Origin of the sequence: Staphylococcus sp. 8AQ (genome assembly GCF_902506595.1) — a bacterium.
Lineage (GTDB): Bacteria > Bacillota > Bacilli > Staphylococcales > Staphylococcaceae > Staphylococcus > Staphylococcus pasteuri.
In genome coordinates this window covers 1,837,924-1,863,111 of record NZ_LR733871.1, presented here as the reverse complement: position 1 = coordinate 1,863,111, position 25,188 = coordinate 1,837,924, and the positions used below count along the sequence as shown (strand labels likewise).

23 protein-coding genes are annotated in these 25,188 nt (G+C 31.7%); 10 read left to right on the top strand and 13 right to left on the bottom strand.

Annotated elements, in window-relative coordinates:
• Positions 1-63: 63 nt before the first annotated feature.
• From GVY01_RS09285 to GVY01_RS09275, 3 genes are all read left to right on the top strand, one after another.
• Positions 64-921, top strand: coding sequence for a patatin-like phospholipase family protein (locus GVY01_RS09285; RefSeq protein ID WP_159333732.1), 858 nt, complete (start codon positions 64-66; stop codon positions 919-921).
• Between the two features lie 300 nt (positions 922-1,221).
• Complete coding sequence (locus tag GVY01_RS09280; protein WP_017636434.1) at positions 1,222-2,304, top strand: FAD-dependent oxidoreductase; 1,083 nt, start codon at positions 1,222-1,224, stop codon at positions 2,302-2,304.
• Positions 2,305-2,508: 204 nt separating this feature from the next.
• On the top strand, positions 2,509-2,700 hold the full coding sequence (locus tag GVY01_RS09275; protein ID WP_002450408.1) for a hypothetical protein: 192 nt from the start codon (positions 2,509-2,511) through the stop codon (positions 2,698-2,700).
• Positions 2,701-2,852: 152 nt separating this feature from the next.
• Here GVY01_RS09275 and GVY01_RS09270 read toward each other — a convergent pair whose 3' ends face one another.
• Complete coding sequence (locus GVY01_RS09270; RefSeq protein ID WP_017636433.1) at positions 2,853-3,140, bottom strand: DUF1413 domain-containing protein; 288 nt, start codon at positions 3,138-3,140, stop codon at positions 2,853-2,855.
• A 193-nt stretch (positions 3,141-3,333) separates the two neighbouring features.
• Between GVY01_RS09270 and GVY01_RS09265 the strand changes: the two genes are divergently transcribed.
• Entirely contained in the window at positions 3,334-4,029 is a 696-nt protein-coding gene (locus tag GVY01_RS09265) for an SDR family oxidoreductase (RefSeq protein WP_017636432.1), read from the top strand.
• A gap of 83 nt (positions 4,030-4,112) precedes the next feature.
• Here GVY01_RS09265 and GVY01_RS09260 read toward each other — a convergent pair whose 3' ends face one another.
• The 3 genes from GVY01_RS09260 to GVY01_RS09250 form a co-directional block, all read right to left on the bottom strand.
• Positions 4,113-6,278 (bottom strand): RNA degradosome polyphosphate kinase, encoded by a 2,166-nt coding sequence (locus GVY01_RS09260; RefSeq protein WP_017636431.1) that lies wholly within the window; start codon positions 6,276-6,278, stop codon positions 4,113-4,115.
• 58 nt (positions 6,279-6,336) lie between these two features.
• Complete coding sequence (gene ppx / locus GVY01_RS09255; protein WP_017636430.1) at positions 6,337-7,869, bottom strand: exopolyphosphatase; 1,533 nt, start codon at positions 7,867-7,869, stop codon at positions 6,337-6,339.
• Positions 7,870-8,112: 243 nt separating this feature from the next.
• Positions 8,113-9,651 (bottom strand): AbgT family transporter, encoded by a 1,539-nt coding sequence (locus GVY01_RS09250; RefSeq protein ID WP_017636429.1) that lies wholly within the window; start codon positions 9,649-9,651, stop codon positions 8,113-8,115.
• Between the two features lie 247 nt (positions 9,652-9,898).
• On the opposite strand from GVY01_RS09250, the gene GVY01_RS09245 reads away from it, so the two are divergent.
• On the top strand, positions 9,899-10,717 hold the full coding sequence (locus GVY01_RS09245) for an SDR family oxidoreductase (RefSeq protein WP_108017101.1): 819 nt from the start codon (positions 9,899-9,901) through the stop codon (positions 10,715-10,717).
• Between the two features lie 72 nt (positions 10,718-10,789).
• On the opposite strand, the gene GVY01_RS12550 is transcribed toward GVY01_RS09245, so the two are convergent.
• Together GVY01_RS12550 and GVY01_RS09240 are read right to left on the bottom strand one after the other, a co-directional pair.
• A complete protein-coding gene (locus GVY01_RS12550; protein WP_017636427.1) occupies positions 10,790-10,960 on the bottom strand; it encodes a hypothetical protein in 171 nt (56 codons plus the stop codon).
• 24 nt (positions 10,961-10,984) lie between these two features.
• Positions 10,985-12,061: a M42 family metallopeptidase gene (locus GVY01_RS09240; protein ID WP_108017102.1), complete on the bottom strand. Its 1,077-nt coding sequence runs from the start codon at positions 12,059-12,061 to the stop codon at positions 10,985-10,987.
• Between the two features lie 159 nt (positions 12,062-12,220).
• Between GVY01_RS09240 and GVY01_RS09235 the strand changes: the two genes are divergently transcribed.
• Positions 12,221-12,688 (top strand): YehR family lipoprotein, encoded by a 468-nt coding sequence (locus GVY01_RS09235; RefSeq protein WP_108017103.1) that lies wholly within the window; start codon positions 12,221-12,223, stop codon positions 12,686-12,688.
• A gap of 49 nt (positions 12,689-12,737) precedes the next feature.
• On the opposite strand, the gene arsB is transcribed toward GVY01_RS09235, so the two are convergent.
• The 3 genes from arsB to GVY01_RS09220 form a co-directional block, all read right to left on the bottom strand.
• Positions 12,738-14,027: an arsenite efflux transporter membrane subunit ArsB gene (arsB, locus tag GVY01_RS09230; RefSeq protein WP_026083433.1), complete on the bottom strand. Its 1,290-nt coding sequence runs from the start codon at positions 14,025-14,027 to the stop codon at positions 12,738-12,740.
• The gene (locus GVY01_RS09225; protein ID WP_017636423.1) at positions 14,027-14,344 is read right to left on the bottom strand and encodes an ArsR/SmtB family transcription factor; all 318 of its coding nucleotides are present in this window, start codon (positions 14,342-14,344) and stop codon (positions 14,027-14,029) included. Before GVY01_RS09225 ends, arsB begins: the two co-directional genes overlap by 1 nt.
• A gap of 121 nt (positions 14,345-14,465) precedes the next feature.
• Positions 14,466-16,043, bottom strand: coding sequence for an FMN-binding glutamate synthase family protein (locus GVY01_RS09220; protein WP_017636422.1), 1,578 nt, complete (start codon positions 16,041-16,043; stop codon positions 14,466-14,468).
• Positions 16,044-16,250: 207 nt separating this feature from the next.
• Between GVY01_RS09220 and lnsB the strand changes: the two genes are divergently transcribed.
• Entirely contained in the window at positions 16,251-17,006 is a 756-nt protein-coding gene (gene lnsB / locus GVY01_RS09215; RefSeq protein ID WP_108017105.1) for a CPBP family lipoprotein N-acylation protein LnsB, read from the top strand.
• A 34-nt stretch (positions 17,007-17,040) separates the two neighbouring features.
• Complete coding sequence (locus tag GVY01_RS09210) at positions 17,041-17,829, top strand: CPBP family intramembrane glutamic endopeptidase (protein WP_037555644.1); 789 nt, start codon at positions 17,041-17,043, stop codon at positions 17,827-17,829.
• Positions 17,830-17,917: 88 nt separating this feature from the next.
• On the opposite strand, the gene GVY01_RS09205 is transcribed toward GVY01_RS09210, so the two are convergent.
• The gene (locus tag GVY01_RS09205; RefSeq protein ID WP_236549870.1) at positions 17,918-19,282 is read right to left on the bottom strand and encodes a HAMP domain-containing sensor histidine kinase; all 1,365 of its coding nucleotides are present in this window, start codon (positions 19,280-19,282) and stop codon (positions 17,918-17,920) included.
• 97 nt (positions 19,283-19,379) lie between these two features.
• The gene (locus GVY01_RS09200) at positions 19,380-20,057 is read right to left on the bottom strand and encodes a response regulator transcription factor (RefSeq protein ID WP_046467038.1); all 678 of its coding nucleotides are present in this window, start codon (positions 20,055-20,057) and stop codon (positions 19,380-19,382) included.
• Positions 20,058-20,426: 369 nt separating this feature from the next.
• Between GVY01_RS09200 and GVY01_RS09195 the strand changes: the two genes are divergently transcribed.
• Complete coding sequence (locus GVY01_RS09195; protein ID WP_046467039.1) at positions 20,427-20,651, top strand: hypothetical protein; 225 nt, start codon at positions 20,427-20,429, stop codon at positions 20,649-20,651.
• A 135-nt stretch (positions 20,652-20,786) separates the two neighbouring features.
• Complete coding sequence (locus GVY01_RS09190) at positions 20,787-21,956, top strand: MFS transporter (protein ID WP_017637564.1); 1,170 nt, start codon at positions 20,787-20,789, stop codon at positions 21,954-21,956.
• 43 nt (positions 21,957-21,999) lie between these two features.
• Here GVY01_RS09190 and GVY01_RS09185 read toward each other — a convergent pair whose 3' ends face one another.
• A complete protein-coding gene (locus tag GVY01_RS09185) occupies positions 22,000-23,355 on the bottom strand; it encodes a carboxylesterase family protein (RefSeq protein ID WP_017637565.1) in 1,356 nt (451 codons plus the stop codon).
• A 122-nt stretch (positions 23,356-23,477) separates the two neighbouring features.
• Complete coding sequence (locus GVY01_RS09180) at positions 23,478-25,178, bottom strand: APC family permease (protein ID WP_017637566.1); 1,701 nt, start codon at positions 25,176-25,178, stop codon at positions 23,478-23,480.
• Positions 25,179-25,188: the final 10 nt, after the last annotated feature.

The window sequence follows — 25,188 nt, the reverse complement described above, 5'->3', positions numbered from 1 at the left end:
TACTGGAAAAAGAACAACTATATCATAGATAATATAATTAAAAGAAAAAGAGGCGCATTAAACATGAATAATAAACAAAACATGAATTATGCCATTGTCCTAGGTGGCGGAGGGTCACTAGCAATTGGATGGCAATTAGGATACTTATCAGCACTTTCTAAAGAAGGTATTGATGTTCGTAATGCAGATTTAATTATAGGTACATCAGGTGGTGCTCAGGTAGCTACTGGTATTACGTCTAGTAAAAGTTGGGATGAAATATTTGAAGAACAAATTGCTCCGAAATCAAACGAAGAACCACCACAAAGTGATATGTCCCATATCTTCACGAGATATGCAGACATTGAAAAGAATTCATCAACACCAGAAGAGTGGATAAAAGGCTATAGTGAATATGCATTAGAGTATGACAAATTTGATGAAAATGAATATATTAATCGATTGAAAAATAGAATTAAACTCAACCAATGGCCTGAAAATTTGATGATTACGGCTGTTGATGCACAAGCGAAATCAAGAGCAGCATTTACTACAGAATCCAATGTAGATATTTATAGAGCGATGGCAGCAAGTGGATCACTTCCAGGTGTTTGGCCAGCAACAACAGTTAATAATAGTAAACATTTTGATGGCGGTTGTCACTCAATGGAAAATGCCGATTTAGCAAAAGGAGCTAAAAAAGTTTTAATTTTATCAACAAATTTACCGATTAACACACCGTATAAATTGGAAGATGCGATAAATGAATTAGAACAAAATGGTGCAGAAGTTAAACTCATCACTCCTAGTAAAGAAGTATTTGATAAATTAAATGAACTTGGTGGCAATACTGTAGATCCATCTATTAGACCAGATATGGCTAAATTAGGTGAAAAGCAAGGTCAGTCAGATTCAGAAAGTCTTAAAAATTTCTGGAACTAGTATCTAGTATTTAAATGAATGAATCATAATCTATCGAGATAAAAATAGGTTAGAAAAGTGCAACGACACTTTCTCTAATTCAATTTTTTATCTCGATTTTTTTATAAAAACTAACTTTATACTTGCACATTACAAATAAAAGGAATAGAATGAGCAACATCAAATAAATAGTTAGATATCTAATTAAATGACAAATAATAACATTATAAGTTAATAACGCTATAAATAATAAGTTGAGGAGTGTTGAAGATGGAAAATGTAAAACGTATTGGAATTATTGGTGGTGGACCTGGATGACTCATGCTTGGTCTATTATTACAACAACAAGGACATACCATTTCTATTTTTGAAAAAGCAGATTCGAATGTGAATAGAGATCGTGGTGGTTCACTTGATATTCATGACGATAGTGGGCAACTTGCTTTAAAAGAAGCAAATATTTATGAACAGTTTAAACAATTAGCCCGATACGAAGGTGAAGACACTAAAGTTGTAGCTAAAGATGGAACGGTATTATTTGAAGAAGATGCAGAAGGCGAAGGTTCTCGACCTGAAATTGATCGTGGTGAGTTGTGTGATATTATTATGAATCAGTTAGAACCTTCATCCATTCAATATGGTTATACTTTTAATACATTAACTCAATTGGAAAATGACCAAGTTGAAGTTTCATTTAAAGTAGGAAATAAAGAAACATTTGATTTAGTTATAGGTGCTGATGGTGCATTTTCAAAAGTGCGTTCATTTATTTCAGATGTAGATGTTGAATATAATGATATTTCAATGGTCGAATTAAATGTGAATAATGTTAAAAACGACCATCCTGATTTAGCTCAATTCAATAAAAACGGTAAAATGATGGCATTAGGTGACAACAAAGCAATTCTAGGACAACTTAATGGAGATGGACGAATTAAAGTCTATATGTCTTATTTAATGGATGTAGATAAACTTGATGATTACAAAGCTTTATCAAAAGGAGAAATTAAACAGCAATTATTAAAAGACTTTGCGGACTGGTCACCAGAATTAAAAAAATATATCGAGTATGCCAGTGATGATATGCTACTTAGACGAATTTACAAATTACCAATCGGTTTTACTTGGGAAAGTAATGGCAACATCACTTTAATGGGCGATGCAGCACATTTAATGAGTCCGTTTGCTGGTGAAGGTGTTAATATGGCATTGTACGATGCATATTTATTAGCGAGTGCCATTAAAACATCTCAAGACCTTAAGTCAGCTATAGCTCAATATGAAGAAGAAATGTATGGTGTTTCTAAAGAAAGTGCACAAGAATCTCAAGATAATTTAGAAGTGATGTTCAGTGATACTGCCGCTGAACAAATGGCAGCATTTTTCAATTCAGTAATAGAATAAACAATAAACGTAGATATTGAATTGGAATGGTAATTTATTATTGATGTAGTTCTAAAAACATAACTTATTTCATGAATATAGACATTAATTTTACAGATTTTGAAAAGTGATAAATTTGTGAAAATAATCACAAAATGCTTTTATTTTCTGAAAAATGGTGTAGTATATGAATTGTAAGGAATAAGACATGTTGGAGTGATAAAAGTGAGAAAAGTAATTGAAGAACTTGTATTCTCTGATGTAAGCAGTTATGAAATTTATGTCAATACAGGTGTTAATCAAGGTATAATTGGTGACATCAAAGATGGCTATTTAACTATCGATTCAATCCCTTATATTGATGCAGAAAGATTATACTACTATGGCTTAGAACGTAAAACATTAGTAACAAACTAACAATAATTTTTGACTCCTAATCAAAAAGCAATTGATTGCCTTCGTTGGTGAGCAATTGAAGGCAAATACATTATTATACCCCCATATAATTCTGGAAAATGCTACAAAATAACCTGAGACCAATTTAAAGGTCCCAGGTTATTTTTATCCTATTATCTAGCATTACTTTTTTCTTCAACTTGTTTAAAGTTCTTCTTAATTCCATTATAAGCATAGACTTGATTGAACAATTTATTTTTAGCTTTATCTACACTTGAGTAAGGCATTCTTACGTCACTCATTTTAGATAATTCATGTTGGAATTGTTTTTCAGTTGATTTTCTCTCAGCAACTGACATTTCTAACCATTCTTCGTCACTAAATAATTCTTCGAAGCGAAATTCAAATGCAGTACGGTTATTTTGTTCTCTTAATTTTAATATGCGATCGTGAAAAGTCATCGTATTCCCCCCTATAATTTGAAAACATGTATGATAGTTACATACTAACTTTATAACTTATATATGATTTTTACAAACAAGATTTTTCAAGATCACAGGAGAAGATGTGATGATATTAAAAGAACAAAGGTTTAATCGTGTAACTTTGTAGGTAATTATAGAAATAGCGATTAATAAAAAGGAGTTTTAAAATATGAATGAATTGAACAATAAAGTAGCAGTCGTAACTGGTGCAGGTAGTGGCATTGGTGAAGCAATTGCAACAGCACTTGGTAATAATGGTGTTAAAGTCGTATTAGCAGGTAGAAATACAGATAAATTAAACGCTGTAGCGACTCAATTTGAGCAAGGAAATGTCAAAGTTGTTGCGACAGATGTTACAGATAAAAGAGAAGTTCAACAATTGATTGACACAGCTAAAGATACATTTGGCAGACTAGATATTGTTGTTAATAGTGCGGGACAAATGAAATCGTCTAAAATTACTGATTATAATGTAGATGACTGGGATTCAATGATTGATGTAAATGTTAAAGGCACATTATATACAATTCAATCAGCATTACCTACATTGTTAGAGCAATCTAGTGGACATATTATTAATATCGCATCTATCTCTGGCTTTGAAGTGACGAAGGGGAGTGCAATTTATAGTGCGACAAAAGCCGCTGTGCATTCCATAACACAAGGTTTAGAAAAAGAACTAGCTAAGACTGGAGTTAAAGTGACTAGTATTTCTCCAGGTATGGTTGAAACACCATTAACTGAGCATTACGATTTCAATGGACGTAAAAAATTAGAAGCACAAAATATTGCAGATGCAGCGATTTATGCATTAACTCAACCTAGCCATGTCAACGTAAATGAAGTGACGGTTAGACCAGTATAAAATCATTTCAATAATTTGGATAAATAAAAAAGAGTTTGTAGATTATCATTTGGATATATCTACAAACTGTTTAATTTTGTATATTAGCGTTTAAGTGTATCTCTTAGACGGCTCATCCAGTTACCGCCTCGTCTTGAACGTACAGGTTGACCTGTAGGATGTGTACTTTGTTTTTTTAATTCTTGTCCATGTTTAATTGCATTTTGCATTAAATAGACTTGAGAATTTAAAGGTGACAAATTATTTTCTATATAGTGGTAATTGCCATGTTCATCTTGATAGCGTCCTTTTTGGTTATCAGACAATTGTAAATTCATAAAGTCTAGTAAACGTGATGCAATGGTTTTATCTTCAACAGGGAAGAGTATTTCAACACGTTTAATCATGTTACGTGTCATTACATCCGCAGAAGATAAGTAGATACGTTCATCACCATTATTATGGAAATAATAAATACGTGAATGTTCAAGTAGTCTACCAACAATACTTACAACTTCTATGTTTTCACTGATTCCTGGAATACCCGGTTTTAAACAACAAATACCTCGTATAATTAATTGGATTTTAACTCCAGCTTGAGACGCTTCAAATAATTTTTCAATGATGGCTTTATCCGTTAATGAATTCATTTTCATCATGATTTTACCGTTACCATGTTCTAAATGGCTGCTAATTTCTTTATCAATTCTATCGATGAAAACATCTCGTATATCGAAAGGTGCGACAATTAATTTTTTATAATCTGGTTTAACTGAATAGCCGCTTAAATAATTAAAGAAGTTAATAGCATCTTCTGCGATATCATTATTAGTCGTAATAATACCCATATCTGTATATAGTTTAGCGGTTTTATCGTTATAGTTACCTGTTCCTAAATGGACAAATGAAGTCAATTCGTTACCGATTTTTTTAACCACGAGTGCGATTTTACTATGTGTTTTTAAATGGGTCATACCATAAATCACATGGCATCCTGCATCTTCAAGCATACGTGCCCAATGGACATTATTTTCTTCATCAAATCTTGCTTTTAGTTCTACTAATACTGTTACTTGTTTACCTTTTTCAGCAGCTTCTTTTAAACTTTTAATAATAGGTGAGTCTTTACTAACTCTATATAATGTTTGTTTGATTGCTATAGTACTTGGATCATCTGCTGCTTCTCTAATAAAGTCTACAATTGGTTCGAATGATTCGTAAGGATGATGGAAGAAGATATCTCGTTCTAATGCTAGTTGATACACGTTGTTATAACCTAAAGATCTAGGCACTTGTGGCGTGTATTTCTCATATGTTAAGTAATAAAGTTTATTAGATAAATGATCTACTAAACCAAATAAGAATGTTAAATCTAACGGACCGTCTACGAAATAGATGTCATTTTCCTCTACTTCTAATTGTTCCATAATCCAGCTAATATCTTCGCGTTCAGCAGTTCGTCCATCTACTTCCAATCTTACTGCAGCGCCACTACGACGTTCTTTTAAGAAACGTTCAATTTCAATAAGTAAGTCTTCTGCACCGTCTTCATGAATTGTTAAATCAGCATTTCTAGTTATTCTAAAGGTAAATGTATTTAAAACTTCATAACCAGAGAATAAGTAGTTAATGAAGTAAGTAACAACATCTTCAATCATTAGAACAAATTGCTTTGGACCTTCATTAAGTGTAATAAATCTAGGAATTAATGATGGAATTTGGACAATTGCTGAATTAATCGCATCTTCTGTATCTATATCTACGAAAATATTCAAACTTTTATTATTCAACTTTGGAAATGGGTGATAAGCATCAATACCTAAAGGCGTAAGAGTAGGTAGAATTCTTGTTTTAAATTCTTTTTCTAATTTTTCGCTTAGCATTTCTGATAAATCTTCAGGTTTTGCCATTTCAATATCATATTGACGTAATTCTTCAATCAACTCATTATAACGCTTATACTGAATTGCTACATAGTCAGTATTTTTAACTTTTATCGCGTTTAACTGCTCTTGAGGTGTCATTTGTGCTTTATTTTCAGGTTTGTCATATCCCATTTCAACTTGATCTTTAAGTCCAGCTACTCGAACCATAAAGAATTCATCTAAATTTGAACTGAAAATAGATACAAAATTTAATTTTTCAAGTAGAGGGTTGTTCTTGTCATAAGCTTCTTGTAAGACTCTGTAGTTAAAGTCTAACCAACTTAGTTCCCGGTTGTTATAGTATTGTGGTAAATTAATATCCTTTTCTCCCAATTGAGTTTGCATAACCTCAACACACCTCATTGTTTATATATTTGCGTAGTCTAAAAGTATCATACGTTTGTTAAGATTTTGTAAAGGTAATCGTTACTTTACCATCAAGAATCTTTTCGATATGTTTTTTCTGACGGTTTGCTTGATATTCTTCAGCAATAGGTTCGCCTTTATAGAAGACAAATAGTTCATACTTATCGTCTTTTTTAGGTTTGAGTTCAACTTCTTCGACAAAGCTCGTGTGAGAAATATTTAAAGCATTCACAAATTTGATAATACCGCCTAAAGCTTGAATGGTATCCGTTTCTTTACTGTTAAACCACTCAGTTTCCTTACAATAAAATTTAAGTAATGACTTATTTTTGAAACTCGCTAATAGAGCTAATTTCACACGATCTTTATGTGAAAAGCCATTAATCATTGAGTTCGCGATAAGATAATACGTATGTGGAGAACTAGAATCTGAATCAATGAAACTACCTAGATAATAAAGATAAGCACCTTCAACAAATAATTCTTTGTCATTGTCATTAACTTTAAGATCTGAATGATTAAGTAATTGTGTAAGCAATGATTCTGCTAATTTAAGACGTCGGTTAGCACTACCTTCTTCAATATGATATTCGTTGGCTAGTTGACGTAATGCATCTTTTCTAACATTCTCTTTTGAAAATTCTTCTGGGTAACGTTGACGTATCGCATTCATAATGTACCCTTCGCGAATACCTTTTCTTGAAAATGTAAATTGAGTCGCATCAATTTTTTTATAAAGTGTTTTAAACACTGACACGGAAGGTAAGATGATGTCTACTCGGTCACGACTTAAGCCGTCTAAATTAGTAAGTTCATCTCTAGAGCTTTTGCGAATAAGGTCAAAGACTTCTTCGATATCTTTATCTGACATCGTATAGTTGTGAACGCCACCGATAGGGTAAGAATGTTCTGATTGGTGTATTCGCGCAACGTTACGTGCAGATCCTCCAACACCGACTAATGCAACTTTCTGATCTTTAAGCCAGTCTAATTGATCAAATTGTTCTGATAAGAATTTTTCCATGCCTTTGATTGCTGATTTGTCGTTATGATCTTTATCCCCGAAAAATTGACGTTTTAGCGAAACAACACCAAAAGGAAAACTATGTGCTTCTTTTAATTGTTTGTCTTTAAATAAAGTGACCTCAGTAGAGCCACCACCTATATCTACAGATACACCGTCTTCAATGTCAGTAGTGTGAGTAATAGCGTAATAACCGTAAAATGCTTCGTCTTCTTCCGGTACGATTTTAATTTCTACACCAGTATCTTTTTTGACTTTTTTAATAATATCTTTTTGATTATTTGATTGACGAATGGCTGCTGTTGCAAAAGGGTGTAATTCATCTACTTTAAATTTAGTTGCTACTTTATTGAAGCTACTTAGGGCCTCAGTTAGTACTTGAATACCTTCATCATTCATATCATTATCTTTAGTTAAATACTGACTTAGACGTGCTGGTGTCTTAATATTTAAGATTTCATTCAAGCCTGTTGCTTTATCAAATCCAAAAATAACCAGTCTAATAGTATTTGAACCAATATCTATTAATCCAATACGTTCTTCCATCACTGCCTCCTATGTTTATGGGCCAAACAATATACCCCTGTTTAATTTTATTTTACATGAGATATATAAAATGAAAAGATTTTTCAGACATTTTCCATAGAATTTTTGAAGATTTTAATTAACTTATAAAATGCGTTTACAAATAGAGTGTATAGCGAGGAGCAGTCATTATTTTCTACAACAATAAAAGCCACCCTCATTTATAAATGAAAGTGACTTTTGTTATTATTTTAACGCTTTTTATTATTTCACATGAATAGGTCCACCAGGTCCAACAGGAATTCCAAGGAAGAACCAAATGAGTGTAAATAATGTCCATACAATAGTTAAAGCAATGGAGTATGGCATAAGACTAGATAAAAGTGTACCGAGTTTCATGTTTTTATCATATTTTTGTGCATAAGATAATAATAGAGGTAGGTAAGGCATCATAGGAGTGATTGGATTAGTAATAGAGTCGCCCACACGATAAATAACTTGAGTAAACGCTGGATGGAAACCAACTAAAACTAACATTGGAACAAAGATAGGTGCCAAGATACCCCATTTAGCTGAGGCGCTACCAATAAGCATGTTGACTAAAGCACTTAAGAAAATGACACCGAGTATTAAGACGACTCCATTTTGATGTTGTAAAAGTTTAGCACCCTTAACAGCCGTAATAACACCTAAGTTACTCCATTCAAGGAACGCAAGAAGTTGTGCCGCAAAGAATACGATTACTATGAATGAACCCATAGAGGCCATAGAATCTGTAATCATTTGTCCTAAATCTTTAGTGTTTTTAATTTCACGACTTAATACACCATAAATGACGCCGGGAACTAAGAATACTACTAAAATAATCAGTCCAACACCATTAATTAATGGTGCGTCATCTAAAAGACTACCTGTTTTAGCATTACGTAAAAAGCTATGCTCAGGTATTGCACAAATGATTAATAATATGATGAGAGCTATAAAACTCATATTTGCCCAAAATAATGCTTTGCGTTCGACAGATGTAATATGAGAAGACGTTTCTTCCATATCTTCATGGGCATCTGAATCATCATATTTACCTAGTCTCGGAATAATTAACTTTGAAGTTACAAAATGAATCGTAGGTAATAAGACGACAACACTTGCAGCAATAAAGTACCAATTCATTGCGACATTAGTATGAATACTTTTAGATACTATTTTAGTAGCAGGATCTGTAAATGAATACACAAGTGCATCTTGCATACCAACAACTAAATTTGCCGCAAACCCACCAACCGCTGACGCATAAGCCATTGCTAGACCAGCAATAGGATGGTAACCAATTTTAATAAATAACATTGCAGCTAAAGGCGGTAAAATAATAGTTGCTGCATCACCAGCCGTACTACCAAGAATACCTATTAAAATGATAGTAGGCACGATTAACTTCTTTGGCGCTTTATTTACTACATAAATCATCAGTTTATCAAAATAACCAGATTTTTCAGCAGCACCAATACCAATCATGACACCTAATACCAAACCAAGTGCCGGGAATTCTGAAAAGTTCTTAATTGCATCATTCATAATCATCGCAAAACCGTCATGACTTAAAATACTTTTGATATGTATGGTTTCACCGTTACCAGGATGTTTAACAGAAACATTAAATAGTGAAACAAACCAAGTGATGATTGCGAGACCTACACACATTAAGAAAAATAACACAGTTGGATCAGGTAATTTGTTACCGACCCATTCTACACCATTTAAAAATTTACTAACGATTGATGGTTTTTCTTTTGCATTTGTTGTCATTCATGAACCACTCCTTAGTTAAATTATCTAAAAGTATAGCAAACATTACATGTAATGATAAGAATTTTCTGAAATTGAAATTGATAATAAAACTATTGAGTATAAAAAGATGATTTGATAAACTCGTTCAAAAGAATTTCTGAATAAAGCGCTATCATTGTCGTAACGGCGTTTAGACCTTTATAGGAAGTGGAAATATAATATTAAGATTCATTTTTCATGAAAAATATTAGGAGAGTGAAACAACATGAAACGTTTAGAAAATAAAATAGCCGTTGTGACAGGAGCAAGTACTGGTATAGGTCAAGCATCTGCTAAAGTTTTAGCTCAAGAAGGTGCTCATGTATTAGCATTAGATATTGCGGATGAATTAGATCAAACTGTTGACGATATTAAACAAAATGGTGGTCAAGCTACTGCATATAAAGTTGATATTTCAGATGAACAACAAGTGGAACAATTTGCGAATGATATGAAACAACAATACGGTCGTATTGATGTGATATTTAACAATGCAGGTGTTGATAATGGTGCTGGACGAATTCATGAATATCCAGTAGAAGTATTTGATAAGATTATGGGCGTAGATATGAGAGGTACGTTCTTAGTAACTAAATTCTTATTGCCATTAATGATGGATCAAGGCGGTTCAATTATTAATACAGCATCATTCTCTGGTCAAGCTGCCGACTTATATCGCTCAGGATATAACGCTGCAAAAGGTGCAGTGATTAACTTCACTAAATCAATCGCAATTGAATATGGTCGTGAAAATATTCGTGCCAATGCAATTGCACCAGGTACTATTGAGACACCGTTAGTAGATAACTTAGCGGGAACTGCGCAAGATGAAGCGGGTCAAACGTTCCGTGAAAATCAAAAATGGGTTACACCATTAGGTCGATTAGGTACACCAGACGAAGTAGGTAAATTAGTAACTTTCCTTGCTTCTGATGATAGTTCATTTATTACAGGAGAAACAATTCGTATTGATGGTGGCGTCATGGCATACACTTGGCCAGGTGAAATGTTAAGTGATGATAGTTGGAAAAAATCTATTAAATAAATAGTTGAAAATATCATATAATATAGAAAAGCCAAGATTTCTCATATTTCCTGAGAAATCTTGGCTTACTTTTTACTTTAATTGTTTAGCACATGTTTCGCATAATTTGTATTGTTCGTTAGACCAACCATCTAAATTAGTATAGCCATGTAAATCTTTAGCTTGTACTTTTATGAAAATATTTTCATCATCTTTGATTTCACGATGACAGTTGGAACATTTTAACTCTCCGAATAACCTCATACATTAATCAAGCCTCCTAAGATATTACCATTTAATATTATTATAAGTATCATCATTCAATGAACGCACGATTTCAGTAACGAGACGAACTGAATTTTCATAATCATCTTTATGGATAACTGAAACGTTTGAGTGCATATAACGTAAAGCGATACCGATAGTAATGGTTGGAATGCCTTCATTTGCAACATGTATACTTCCAGCATCCGTTCCTCCCCCAGGTGTAGTATCCCATTGTACTTCAATGTTATGTTGTTGTGCCACATCTTTAACATGTTGACGTAAACCTTCATGAGCAATGCTAGATGCATCCATCATAATAACAACTGGACCACCGCCTAGATGACTATCACTCGTTTGGCCTGACATTCCAGGAGTATCAAAAGCAACGGCTACATCAACTGCAATAGCTAAATCAGGTTGAATCGTTTGGGCTGCAACTTTTGCGCCACGTAGTCCAACTTCTTCTTGTACAGTAGCACCTGAATATAAATTAATGTCGATTGATTCGTCTTTTAACGCATTAAGTACATCGATGGCTAATGCACAGCCGTAACGATTATCAAAAGCCTTAGCTGTCATATATTTTTCATTAGCTAGTGTTTCGAATTCGCTATATGGCGTTACCATATTTCCTACAGATACACCTAATTGTTCAGCTTCTTCTTTACTACTTACACCGATATCAATAAACATATTTTTAATATCTACAGTTTTTTTACGTTCTTCTGGTGTAAGCACATGAGGTGGTTTCGAACCTATGATACCTCTTAGAGTTTTACCATCATCTGTGGTAACAGTCACTTTTTGAGATAACATGACTTGATTCCACCAACCACCGATTGGATTAAAAGATAAATAGCCATCTTTATCAATTTTTGTCACTAGAAATCCTACTTCATCCATATGTCCAGAAACTAAAATAGATTTTGAACCATTGGTAGCTGATTTTTTTCCGAAAATACCGCCTAAATTATCTTCAATAATAGCATCGCTAACAGTTGATAAATGATTTTTCATTAATGATTTAACTTGCATTTCACGACCTGCAATGCCATTTGCTGACGTTAATTGTTTAAGTAATTGAACTGAATCACTCATTTTACAATCCTCCCAAATACGTATTATGTATAGTTTAACATAGTGATAATGGTGTGATATATTATTAGAATTTTGTGTTAAATAAGAGTATAGTAATACCAACAATAACAAAAATAATAGTATAATTAATTTAAGAAACAGGCGAGAGAAGGCGACCATATGAAGAAATTAGTTTCAGTTTTGATAGTCATTGCGTTAAGTATCATTACACTGTCTGCGTGTAGTAAAGAACAGACTAAAACGTTCGAAGGGGACGTTAATGGTAAACAAGTTATTACATCTTTAACGTATAAAGGTGATGAAGTACTTAAACAATCTACATTAGGAACACTAAAATATGAAGATTTAGGTATAGATAAAGCACAAGCCAAAGATATATTAAAAAAAGATGAAAAAGCATTTAAAGGTAATAAAGGTGTATCATTCAAAATAGATTATAAAAATGATAAAGCCGTAGAACATATTGATATTGATTATAAAAAAGCAGATATAGATCAATTGAAGAAAAAATTAGGATTTGTTTCAGTTAAAGGTAAAAATGATAAAGTGAGTCTTGATAAAACGGTTAGTCAGATGAAACGTAATGGATTAAAAAAAAAAAGTAATATGACTGATCATGACGACTAAAATTTATGGCAACATTGAGCGAAACGTGTTCAATGTTGCCATTTTTATGTTAAAAAATAAAATATGTTAAATAGAGACCTAGTAATGTAAAGAATAATACAGGTAGAGTAATGAGAATGCCTGTTTTAAAATATGTTCCCCAAGAAATTTTCATGCCTTTTTGTGCCAGTACATGTAACCATAACAATGTTGCTAGCGAACCAATAGGTGTTATTTTAGGACCTAAATCAGAGCCGATAACATTACTATAAACCATTCCTTCTTTAATTGTGCTAGAAACACCTGATTGTCCAATTGCTATAGCATCAATTAATACTGTAGGTAAGTTATTCATAATAGAAGAGAGAATTGCAGATATGAATCCCATACTCATAATACTAGCAAATAATCCGTGGTTCGAAATCATTGATAAAACATGTGCCAATAAAGTAGTAATGCCGGCATTCTTCAAACCGAATACGACTAAATACATGCCTATTGAAAAGATGACTATATTCCACGGAGCACCTATAAGGACTTGTTTCGTATTTACTACTGAGGATCGGCTAGCAAGTATTAGGAATATTATCGCAATAACACCAGCAATAATTGAAACTGGAATTTGCATCCACTCACTAACAAAATAGCCAATCATTAAAATAACAATAACGATCCAAGAAATATTAAATAAACGATGGTCTTTAATAACATCTTTTGGTTTATTGATATGTGAGATATCTACACGTTTAGGTATAGAATGTCTAAAATAAGTCCATAAAACAACTATACTTGCGACTAATGAGAATATATTTGGGATAATCATGTGCCCCATATATTCAGTAAAACCAATACCAAAGTAATCAGCAGAAACGATATTGACTAAGTTACTAATTATAAAGGGTAAAGACGTCGTATCAGCGATAAATCCACAGGCAATAATAAAAGGAAAGATAATCTTTTTATTAAAACCTAAATGACGCACCATAGCAAGTACGATGGGCGTTAGTATTAATGCTGCACCATCATTGGCAAAAAATGCTGCAACTATAGCACCCAGAACCATAATTAAAATAAACATCATAAGACCATTTCCATTTGATGCACGTACCATGTGAACGGCTGCCCATTCGAAAAAGCCGATTTGGTCTAATATTAAGGAGATTAATATAATAGCCACGAAAGTAAGTGTTGCATTCCAAACAATTTGAGTGACTTCAACGACATCTAATAAACTAACAACGCCTGTAATAATTGCGATGACAGCACCTATTAAAGCGGTTATTCCGATATCTAATCCTTTAGGTTGCCAAATAACAAATAAGAGGGTTATTAGAAATATAGCAATAGCAAGGATACTCATCATTGACTATCACCTAATTTCATTGAATGACATTTACATTGTTCATTATTATTTTTAATGAGGTTTAAATGATTAAGTATTTGAGTGTAAAACGCATCATTTAATTGGTAAAAACGTTTATTTCCTTCTTTTCGAGTGGTAACAAATTGATGTGTGACTAAGATTTTCATATGATGACTTAACGTTGGTTGAGAAAATTGAAAGTATGATAATAAGTCATACGCACACAATTCACCACAAGATAAAATATCTAAAATTTCTAATCTATTTTCATCTGATAACACTTTTAATGAAATTGCTAATTGTTGATAAGTCATGATAACCTCCAAATTAAATATAGATTATCATCTATATAGATATCTGTCTATGAAGGTTTATATTAGAAAATGACATTAAAAAAGCGACCACATTGAAGTGATCGCGATATATTGAACTTATTTAAGATATTAACTTTAATTTGTAATCATGAATAGTCTGTGTGCCACCATCCATTTTACGGTAAATAATGTGTTCAGCAGTAATTTCGGTAGGATTTGATACGCCAACAGCTGCTGCAATATTAAATAATCCTTCGTGCAAACTTGTTACATAATTGGTTACACGATATTGTTTTTCATCAACAATTAATCCTCTTTCTTTTTTAGGATCTGTTGTCGCAACACCTACAGGGCATGTATTCATATGACATTGTTGACTCATAATACATCCTACACTTATCATCATGCCGCGTGCAATATTAACTAAGTCAGCACCTAATCCTAAAGCGATTGCAATTTTATCAGGTGTAATTAATTTACCAGATGCAAAGATTTTCACCTTATTACGAACACCGTATTTTTCTAACATACCAGAAACAATAGGTAGAGCAGTTAATAATGGAAGGCCTACACCATCTTGTAATTCTTGGAAAGTGGCACCAGTACCACCTTCACCACCATCAACTGTGATAAAACTTGGATATTTATCAAGTTCAACCATTGTTTTGACTAAGTTTTCAATTTCCTCAACACGACTCACTACTATTTTAAAACCAACTGGCTTTTGGCCTAATTGTTGGATTTCATCTACCCAATTTAATAAATCAGTAGCATTATGAATAAAGTCGAAGCGGTTTGGTGAATTGATTGTCTTGAACGGTTCAACATTACGAATTTTAGCAATTTCTTCGTTTACTTTTGCACCTTCCATATGACCGCCACGAGTTTTGGCACCTTGAGCTAATTTTAATTCGAAAGCACGTACATTTTTACGTTCAGCAAGTGTTTTAAATTCTTTTTTACTGAAATTACCTTCTTTATCTCTTACACCAAAAAGGCCTGGTCCAATTTGGAAAATGATATCTCCATCGCCTTTAAGATGGTATTCTGATAAACCGCCTTCACCTGTATTCATCCATGTGCCAGCCTTAGATAATCCCTTAGATAAAGTAGAAATAGCATTTTTACCTAATGCACCATAACTCATTCCTGATTGACCAACTAATCGTTTGATTTTATAAGGATGCGCAAGATGTTCTCCGAGAATGACAGCGTGTTCATCAGTTAAATAATAAGGATCCACTTCCTTACTTTTACGATGTTCATCTCTACTAAATAAACGTTCATTCTCAATTTGATAAATAAATGTTGAAAGTAGTGTGGTATTATCCACTTTTAATTCATTTGCCTGAAGTGGAAACATTGTGTTCTGTATGTAAAATCCATCTTTATAATCTTCCATAGTACCAAAACTAGTCATTCTTGAATTATATTTTCCAGCTAATACGATATTTTTATAATCTGTACGAGAGAAGGGTTTACCTTCATTATCACCAGAAAATAGATATTGTCTTAATTCAGGCCCCATTTTTTCTGAAAGATATCTAATGCGTGCAAGTAACGGATAATTTCTTAATACACTGTGTTGTGTTTGTCGTTTATCCTTGATTAGCCAAATGATACCTAATAATAATGCACCCAATAAAAAAATCATAATAATGATGTTGACAATGAACTGCATCGTCGTTAGTACACTCATTAATATGCCCCCCTTAATCATTACTCCAACACTATGATACACCATTCTTAATGTTTTACAATGAAACCGGTTAAAATTATATTGTAGAATTTAAATTATTTTAGTTTATGAAATATTTATGTGAGACAATTTATTTTAATTAGTGTATTCAACTGAATTATAAAATGATAAAGTAATTGTGATAAAATGCGATTTAGGAGGTGACACATGAGCCAATATAACCAATTACAACGTGACGTATGGAATCAAAACCAAATGATGAAAAAAGATTTTTTAATCATACCTATATACATATTATTTCAAATGTTAATTCCTATTGGTACAGTATTTGGGACATTAGGATTAACAGCAATGGTAACGCAAAGACCACCGGCACAATTTTTATATAATCTTAGTTTAAGCGTGGGATTCGTGTTAGCTCAGTTTTTAACATTATTTGCCTTTTTTGTAATGCATAAATTTGATATAGCACAAGTAATGAAAAGACAATTTCATTATGCAAAACAATACACTATACATATTATGATTTCTATCGTCGTTGTATTATTAGGTCTGTTAATGGCAACATGGTTACTAGGTATATTAAACTTTGGACCAACACAATATGAACGTAGAGTAGAGGGTTTGTTTAACTATCCATCTGCATTATTCTTTACCTTTATATCAATGGTTGTTTTAAGACCTATGATTGAGGTGCTTATTTATAAACACGTATTAATTCATGAATTAAGGAAAAAGTGGCATATTGTTATAGTGATTATACTTTCTATATTCATAGAAGTGCTTGTCCATGTGTATGATATGATAAATATAATGGAAATGTTGCCTTATTTGATTATTGCTATAGGTTCAACATTTGTGTATCTTAAATCTGGAATGAATTTAGCAGTAGCTTATTTATTTCAAGCAGGTATCCAACTCATTATTTTTATCGTTTTTACAGTGAAATTCTTATTAATGTAGTAATAAAATTAAAGAAGATTTAAAGGAGAATTTTATGGAAAATGAAACTACTCAACAACTATTAGATTCTGATAAATTACAGAATGAATTTGCATCAAAGAAGGTAGTTAAAAGAGATTTTTGGCTTATTCCTGCCTATATTATATTAGCGCAATTCTTATTACCAATGATTGGTATGTTAATTGCTTTTATTATATCGAATTCACTTCATATGAAGTCAGATCATAAAATCAATAATCTTATAACCAATTTTGCTACTGTATTTGGCTTGATTGGTATGGCATTAGTATTGTTATTATTTTATTTAATGCACAGAAAAACATTAATTCCCTTAGCTAAACAACGTTTTAAAGATTTGAAAAAACATTTCGCAACAATTGCGATTATTATTGTTGTTATGTATGTATTAAATATTTTGTATGGAGCTATGGTTGAATTTTTACCTGAAAAATATCAATTTGATGATACCGAAAATAATAAAATGTTAGCACAAATGTTTACATCAGGTTGGATGTGGCCAATCTTGTTTTTAGACATTGTGATTGTTACACCTATCGTAGAAGAATTACTGTTTAGACATTTATTAATTCATGAACTGGGTAAAAAATTAACTTATGTTGTTATGTATGTGTTGTCGATTTTAATATTTGCAAGTGTGCACGTAACAGATGCACAGTCACCATTTGAAATAGGGCCATATATAATTATGGCAAGTTGTTTTGTTGCAGCGTATCACTTTACTAATCGTAACTTAGCAGCGACCATAACATTACATGTAATTAATAATAGTGTCGCCTTTGTAGCAATGTTATTTACTTTATAGTTAGGCGATTGTTTAATATGATTTAGAGCTTTAAATAATCAAGTAGCCAACTAATGATTAACTTAATTGAAATCATTAGTTGGCTTTTTTATATCTGTGAAATTAATTTGATTTTGAAATGTACGCCGTTCGTTGTAGGAATAATATGAATACTGCCATTATGATAATCAATGGCTTCTTTGATAATGGTTAAACCTAAACCATGATTAACTTTGTTGGTCGCTTTAGTACTATAACCAGGTTTGAAAATATCATTTTTATTACTTGGTAATCCTTGACCATTATCTTTGTAATCAATTAAAAGAGTATTTTCAATTTTATCAAACAATATATTAATTTTTGGATTCAGATTATTATGCTCAATGCTATTTTCTATTAAGTTGATAAGACATCTTTCAAAATATAATTTATTACCATAAAAAGTTTCTTCTTGGTCAAATAGAAAAGAGAGTTCTATATTGTCATAACCAATAGAGGAAACGAATTTTTCTACTGTATATTGAATTGGAAAACTTTCTTTATCATGTTTCATTTGATTTGTTTCTTTATTAAAATCTTTATTTAAACTTTGTATCAAATCCTCCATATATTTAGCTTTTTCTGAAATGAGATTTAAATATTTTTTATTCGAATCATCAACTTCAATTATTTTTGAATAACCGTAAATAGAGGTTAAGGGTGATTTTAAATCATGTGAAATTTGAGAAATCCATTTTGATTTATAATAATTAATTTGATTTTGATACATTTTATCTTGAAGTAATTGTTGATTTAATAATGTTAGTGAAGTGTGTAATTCAGGATAAGTTTTACTATACTTCTTAATATTACCTTTAGTGTTTGGTTGATGCAGTTTTTCCTTAGATAGATTACCAATCCAATCAATATAATAACCTAAAGGTTTAGTTAGCCTTCTTGAAACTAAATAGGAAGTGATTAACGCTAATACTACATTGATGATTAAGGCAATTATCAAAATTTTAGGAATATCAATAAGTTTATTCGCTATATCATTTTGACTAAATGATTTACTTGAAATTGGGTTTTGATTAGAATTTTTGTAGAATCCAATTTTGTTGTTTTGATAGTTATAGTTGTATTTATTATAGTCATGTGTCGTAATACTTTGAAGTAATTGATGTGTTTTAATATGCTTAGCATTTTTTACAGAGGACTGATGATTATTTTTGTATATATAAACAATATAATTCTTTTCTTCTTTAGAAGTTGGAATCGCATTGGCATAATTAATATTATTCAAAATTAAAGATTTAACATTTTTCTTATTAAAATTTTTAGGGTAGAGAATATCTCCCTTATGATTAGTAACATATAATTCAGCATTTTCCTTTTTGGCCAAATTATTTAAATGTGTATAAGGAATGTCTTTAATCTTATTGGATAAAAAATAATCAGGATCGATACTTTTAATGTCAGAATATGATGCGCTCATTAATAAGTTAATCATTAATACTATAGTGATAATAATTATGACGAAAGATAGTGTCAAAAATGTTGTTAAGTATTTAAAAAACTTTAATATAAATCGTTTATTCATAATGATTATCCTTAAATATGTATCCTTTTCCACGTAATGTTTTTATGAATTGTGGATGATTAGGATCTTTTTCAATTTTTCGTCGTAACATTCTAATATGTACCATCAATGTATTGTCATCAACTGATGTTTCATATCCCCAAACTTTTGCGTAAATTTGATCCTTAGATAAAATTTGATTTTTATTATTAATAAAATAGAAAAGTAAGTCTAGTTCCCGAGCTGTGAGTGTAACAGGTTGTTCGTTAATTTGAACTAAACCACTTTTAAAATTAACTGTTAAATGTTCATGTTTATACGTATCATTTGGTGTTTCTTTTAAATGAAGAGACACTCTATAATATAATTCCATTGGATCAAAGGGCTTTTTAATATAATCGACAACACCTTTTTCAAACCCTCTATATAATTCTATATTTTCTTCCTTAGCGGTAACGACTATTACTGAGGTAGATGATAAATCAATATACTTCATTAATTCATATCCATCTTCTGATTTTAAATTTAAATCTAATAATATGACATTGTATGTATATTGATTTATAAAGTTTAAGCCTTCTTCTATATCATCAGCCGTATCTATAGATGAAATTCCTTTAGTTGTTAAAGAAAGTTTGATTAATTCTTGAATATCTTTATCGTCTTCAATGATTAATATTTGAGAATTCATTTTATCCACCTCACTGATATAGTTTACGCGTTATTAAATAATTAAACTATGAAACTTTCGATATTTAAGGAAAATTTAAACTTAAAATAAATGAAGCTTTATTTATATGTCATAACATGAAATTAAATAATAAGTTTAGGAGATGTTAGCAATGAAAAAAGTTCTAGTGACTTCTTGTGTTTTTATAATTTCAGTCTTAACACTATTATTCGTGAGAGAATTGGGAGAGTATTTCAATTTAACTTTCTTTAACTTCTTAGAGGGACCATACGTCATTTGTGGTATTTCTTTTATTAATACTTTATTAATCTATTTTGGTGAAATTAAAGAGAAATACGATAATAAACTAAAGATGGGGGATAATATAAAATGAAAGTCCTAGGTTATCTAATGTCTTTTTTGTTAATGATTATAGTAACATACAATATTTTAAGATTTGTTTTAGTGTTTATTGAAAATGGGTTGCATAAAGATTTTGGAATGGAAATGTTATTACACAATTCATATATAGTTAATGGTAGTTTAATATGCACACTGATTTTGATTGTAGCTTTGGAAATCATTAATCATGCCATTGGTGAAGACAAATTTTAAAATTTTAAATTCCTGACAAACAAAAGTATTAATTTATATTATATAATGTAACAGTTACTAATCTAATTAAATGGGTTTGTAGCTGTTTTTTTGATGCTACAAATATTGTATTTTTATAGGGAAGGGGGATATATTATGTCGTTGATGCGTATCATCACCTTCATATTCAGTGTATTTATCGTTGGAATGGTTGAGATGATGGTAGCTGGAATTATGAATTTAATGAGTCAGGACTTACATGTATCAGAAGCCGTAATAGGTCAACTAGTGACTTTATATGCTTTAACCTTTGCGATTTGTGGGCCAATACTTGTTAAAGTAACACAACGTTTTAAAGCTAAATCAGTCCTGTTATGGACCTTAATTGCTTTTATTATAGGGAATTTAATTATAGCAGTCGCACCTAATTTCACGATATTAGTTATAGGTCGAATTCTTTCATCTGCAGCGGCCTCATTAATTATTGTTAAAGTACTAGCGCTCACTGCAATGTTAACGCCAGCTAAAAATCGAGGGAAAATGATAGGAATCGTTTATTCAGGTTTTAGCGGAGCAAATGTGTTTGGAGTACCTGTAGGAACATTAATAGGTGATATGGTAGGTTGGCGATTTACATTTGTATTTATAGTTGTTATCAGTGTTATCGTTGGAATATTAATGATGTTTTTCCTACCTAAAGAACATGAATTAAGTCATTCTAATAACTCAAACACTAATCATAGCAATCAAGTCATATCAAAAGTATTACGTCCTGGTGAAGTTGCTAAATTTATAACAATTACATTCTTGATTTTAGTTGCAAACTCAGTCACATTTGTATATATTAATCCACTTATATTATCAAATGGTCACGAAATGTCATTTGTATCACTCGCATTATTAATTAATGGTGTTGCTGGTGTCATTGGTACATCATTAGGTGGTATTTTTGCTGATAAATGGACAAGTAAGCGTTGGTTGATTATTTCAATTACGATATTTATTGTAATGATGCTTATTTTGAACTTCATATTATCAGGTACTATTATGTTATTAATTGGTTTATTTGTATGGAATATTATGCAATGGAGTACTAATCCTGCCGTACAAAGTGGTCTTATCGAACAAGTTGAAGGCGACACAAGTCAAGTGATGAGTTGGAACATGTCTAGTTTGAATGCCGGAATAGGAATGGGTGGCATTATAGGTGGACTCGTTGTATCAAATATGTCAGTTCACTTTGTGACTTATACGAGCGCATTCATTGGATTTTTAGGTTTAATTGTTACTATAGCATTAAAAAATAATCATTTTGCTAAAAATTAAATTTTTAAGTAAACAAAAGCGTCTCCCAAAAGAGGAGACGCTTTTATTTGTATTTAAATGGTCTTTTATTGTCTTCATTATAAGGGGGCCAAGGCATTTTACTGTGTGTAGCAAAGTAACATAAATCATGTATCATTTTCGAGCTTAACTTTGTTTCATGCTGTGTAACAGATAATTGATGCGCTTTTAAAATATTCAAGTTACCAAACCAAAAAATCATATCTAAAATATGATATGCACTTTTATAGTACTTACTATCAGTACGATGCCACTTGAAACAAGCTAACCATATATGTGGGTTATGCTTCATGTCATTTAAGAAACGATGTACTGGCTGTTGAAAAATATACTTGGTAATACAATCTGATTGCTGTTTGGCAGATATCGCTTCCGTCGAATCGATATTAACTTTATTAAATGACATGGCTTCAACAAATCGTTCGGGAGATAGTTTGCGTGATTCATTTTTTATATAAATATCACCTTCATTTTTCGTATATGAAACGAAGATGGGTTTTGAAAAGTTAGCATTATTAAAGTCCATATCAGCTGTTTGAATGGGTGCATATATTAATTCCAATCCTTTTGAATTACCTCTAGATGTTTGATCTAACATCATGATATTTAATATATCGTCAGTCGATAACGCATCTATTGAGACATTAGGATATTGTTTTGAGATTAAGTTACTAAATCTTTGAGATTTATCATACCCTATTATTGGGCTATCTAAGTTTAAGATGCCACTTAGCAACATTACTTTATGAAAGTATGGATAAGTATGAGGTAATTGCATTAAAGCCATGATGCTCATACTTCCTGCTGATTGTCCCATTAATGTGACATTGTTAGGATCACCGCCGAAATCTTCAATGTTTTGGTGAACCCATTTTAAAACATTTAGTTGGTCAGATAATCCATTATTTAAATCATAATTAGAATTGATATAAGACCAATCTAAAAATCCCCATGCACCTAAACGATAGTTAAAAGTGACGACAATGACATCTTCTTGTTTTACAACATTTTTAGGAGAGTATAATTCGGCATTAGCATGACCATTGATAAAGCCTCCACCGTAAAAATAAATTATAACTGGTCGTGATTCAGAATGGTGATGCTGTCGCCATATATTCAAATATAGACACTCTTCATGTTGAGAAAATTGATTAAAATGGTAGTCATCATCACTTGAGAAAAAGTCTTCAAGTTGATTATAAGGTTGAGGAGGAATACTTTGAACATGTGTTGCATGTATAGCTTCAGACCATTGTTTATAAACTTTAGAATGATTAAAACGTCCATTAGACAAGGTGGCATACGGAATACCAAGAAATGTATCTATACCATCTTTATGAATACCATTAATTTCTCCATTGCTTGTTTTCACGTTCACCATACACACCACTCGTCCTCTCAATTCGTACTATATATTCACTATATAATAAATGATTGATAACTTCTAACAACATACAAAAAACTGCTAAAGACTATTTTTAGTCATTAGCAGTTTTCAATATATTATTTATTTTGTTCTTGCTCTTCTTGTTGTTCTTGACGTTTTTCGGCGATTTTTTCGCGTCTTTCACGACGTTTACGTTTCTTAAGTTTATCACCCATATTGCTGTTCATTTTCTTAGCGCGTCTGAAATAGACACTTTCGAATGAACTAATTGCACCTAATTGATAGAAAATAAGGGCAACAATAATGATAACTAAGAAATCCCATGGATAGTGAATCCAGTTTAAACCTTTGAACTCTTTACTACCGATAAATGATAGGAAAGAAAGTACAATTAGGTAAATGATAATCCATAAACTTCCGCCGATTTGTTTTTTAGTGTTTTTCCAATTCATTTTATATTCATAGAAGAAATAAATTGGTAAACCTAAAATAATGATTAAAATAACTTCTGCAGTCGTTGGCCACATAGCCCAATAAATAGCTAATGAAGCAAGTACGAATGACAGTGGTGCCATGAATTTTAAAATTCTAGCTCTGAATGGACGCGTCATCTTAGGTCCCATTTTACGTAATGCGATAACTGTTGTTGGACCTGTTAAATAAGCAACTAATGTTGCAGTTGAAATAACGGCTGCTAGTGTACCCCAATCGCGGAATAATGTCACCATTACCATACTGATAATAGCATTAAAGACAATTGCAACACGTGGGATTTTATATTTTTCATTCATTTTTCCTAAGAATTTAGGAATGTGACCATTTTTTTCCATTGCACGTAACACACGACCTGTTACAGCAACAAATGATACACCAGTACCAAATGGTGATACTACAGCTTCAATATAAAGTAAAATAGCTAACCAATTTAATCCTAATAAAATAGCCATATCAGCGAATGGAGAGTTAAAGTTAATACCGCTCCAACCATGTTCATGAATCATTGATTGTGGCATTGAAGTGATAAATGTACTTTGTAAAATAACATATAGTACAGCACTAATAGTTAATGAAATTGCAATACCACGTGCGATATTTTTTTCAGGACTCTTGATTTCTGATCCCATATTAATGATTGTTTGGAATGCATTAAATGAGAAGATAATACCAGACATTGTAGTCGCAGCAAATATTGGTGCACTTCCGTATGGCATGAATGTACCTACAGAATGACCATAATTACCAGTGTCAAATCCAGATACCATTAACATGATAATTGTTAATAATGGTACACCTAATTTAAAGAATGAAATTAAGCTAGTAAATGAAGTTAGTAATTTTACTGACCAATAGTTTAATAATGAAAAGATGATAATAATAGCATAAACGGCGAATAAACCAGAAGTACTTATCGAACCGTCTTTCATTAAGGCACTCATTGGCTTAGCCCAATCCCAAGGCCAAGAACTCATATATTGAACAGCAGATACTGCTTCAATAGGGATAATCGTTACTAGTGATACCCAGTTTGCCCAAGCGGCTATGAAACCAAGTAGTGAACCATGTGTATATTGAGCATAGTTACTCATACCACCCGATTGTGGGAACATAGTTCCAATTTCTATGTAGTTATAAGCAATTGTTCCTATAACTACGAATCCAATAATCCAAGAAATGATAGCTGCTGGGCCTGCAACAGAAGATGCTTCCCATGCACCGAATAACCAACCTGAACCAATTAATGATCCTAGTCCGAGTAACACTAATTGGGGCAGATTAATCTTGCTGTTATTCGATTCTGTTTCATTTTTATTTGCCATATTGACTCCT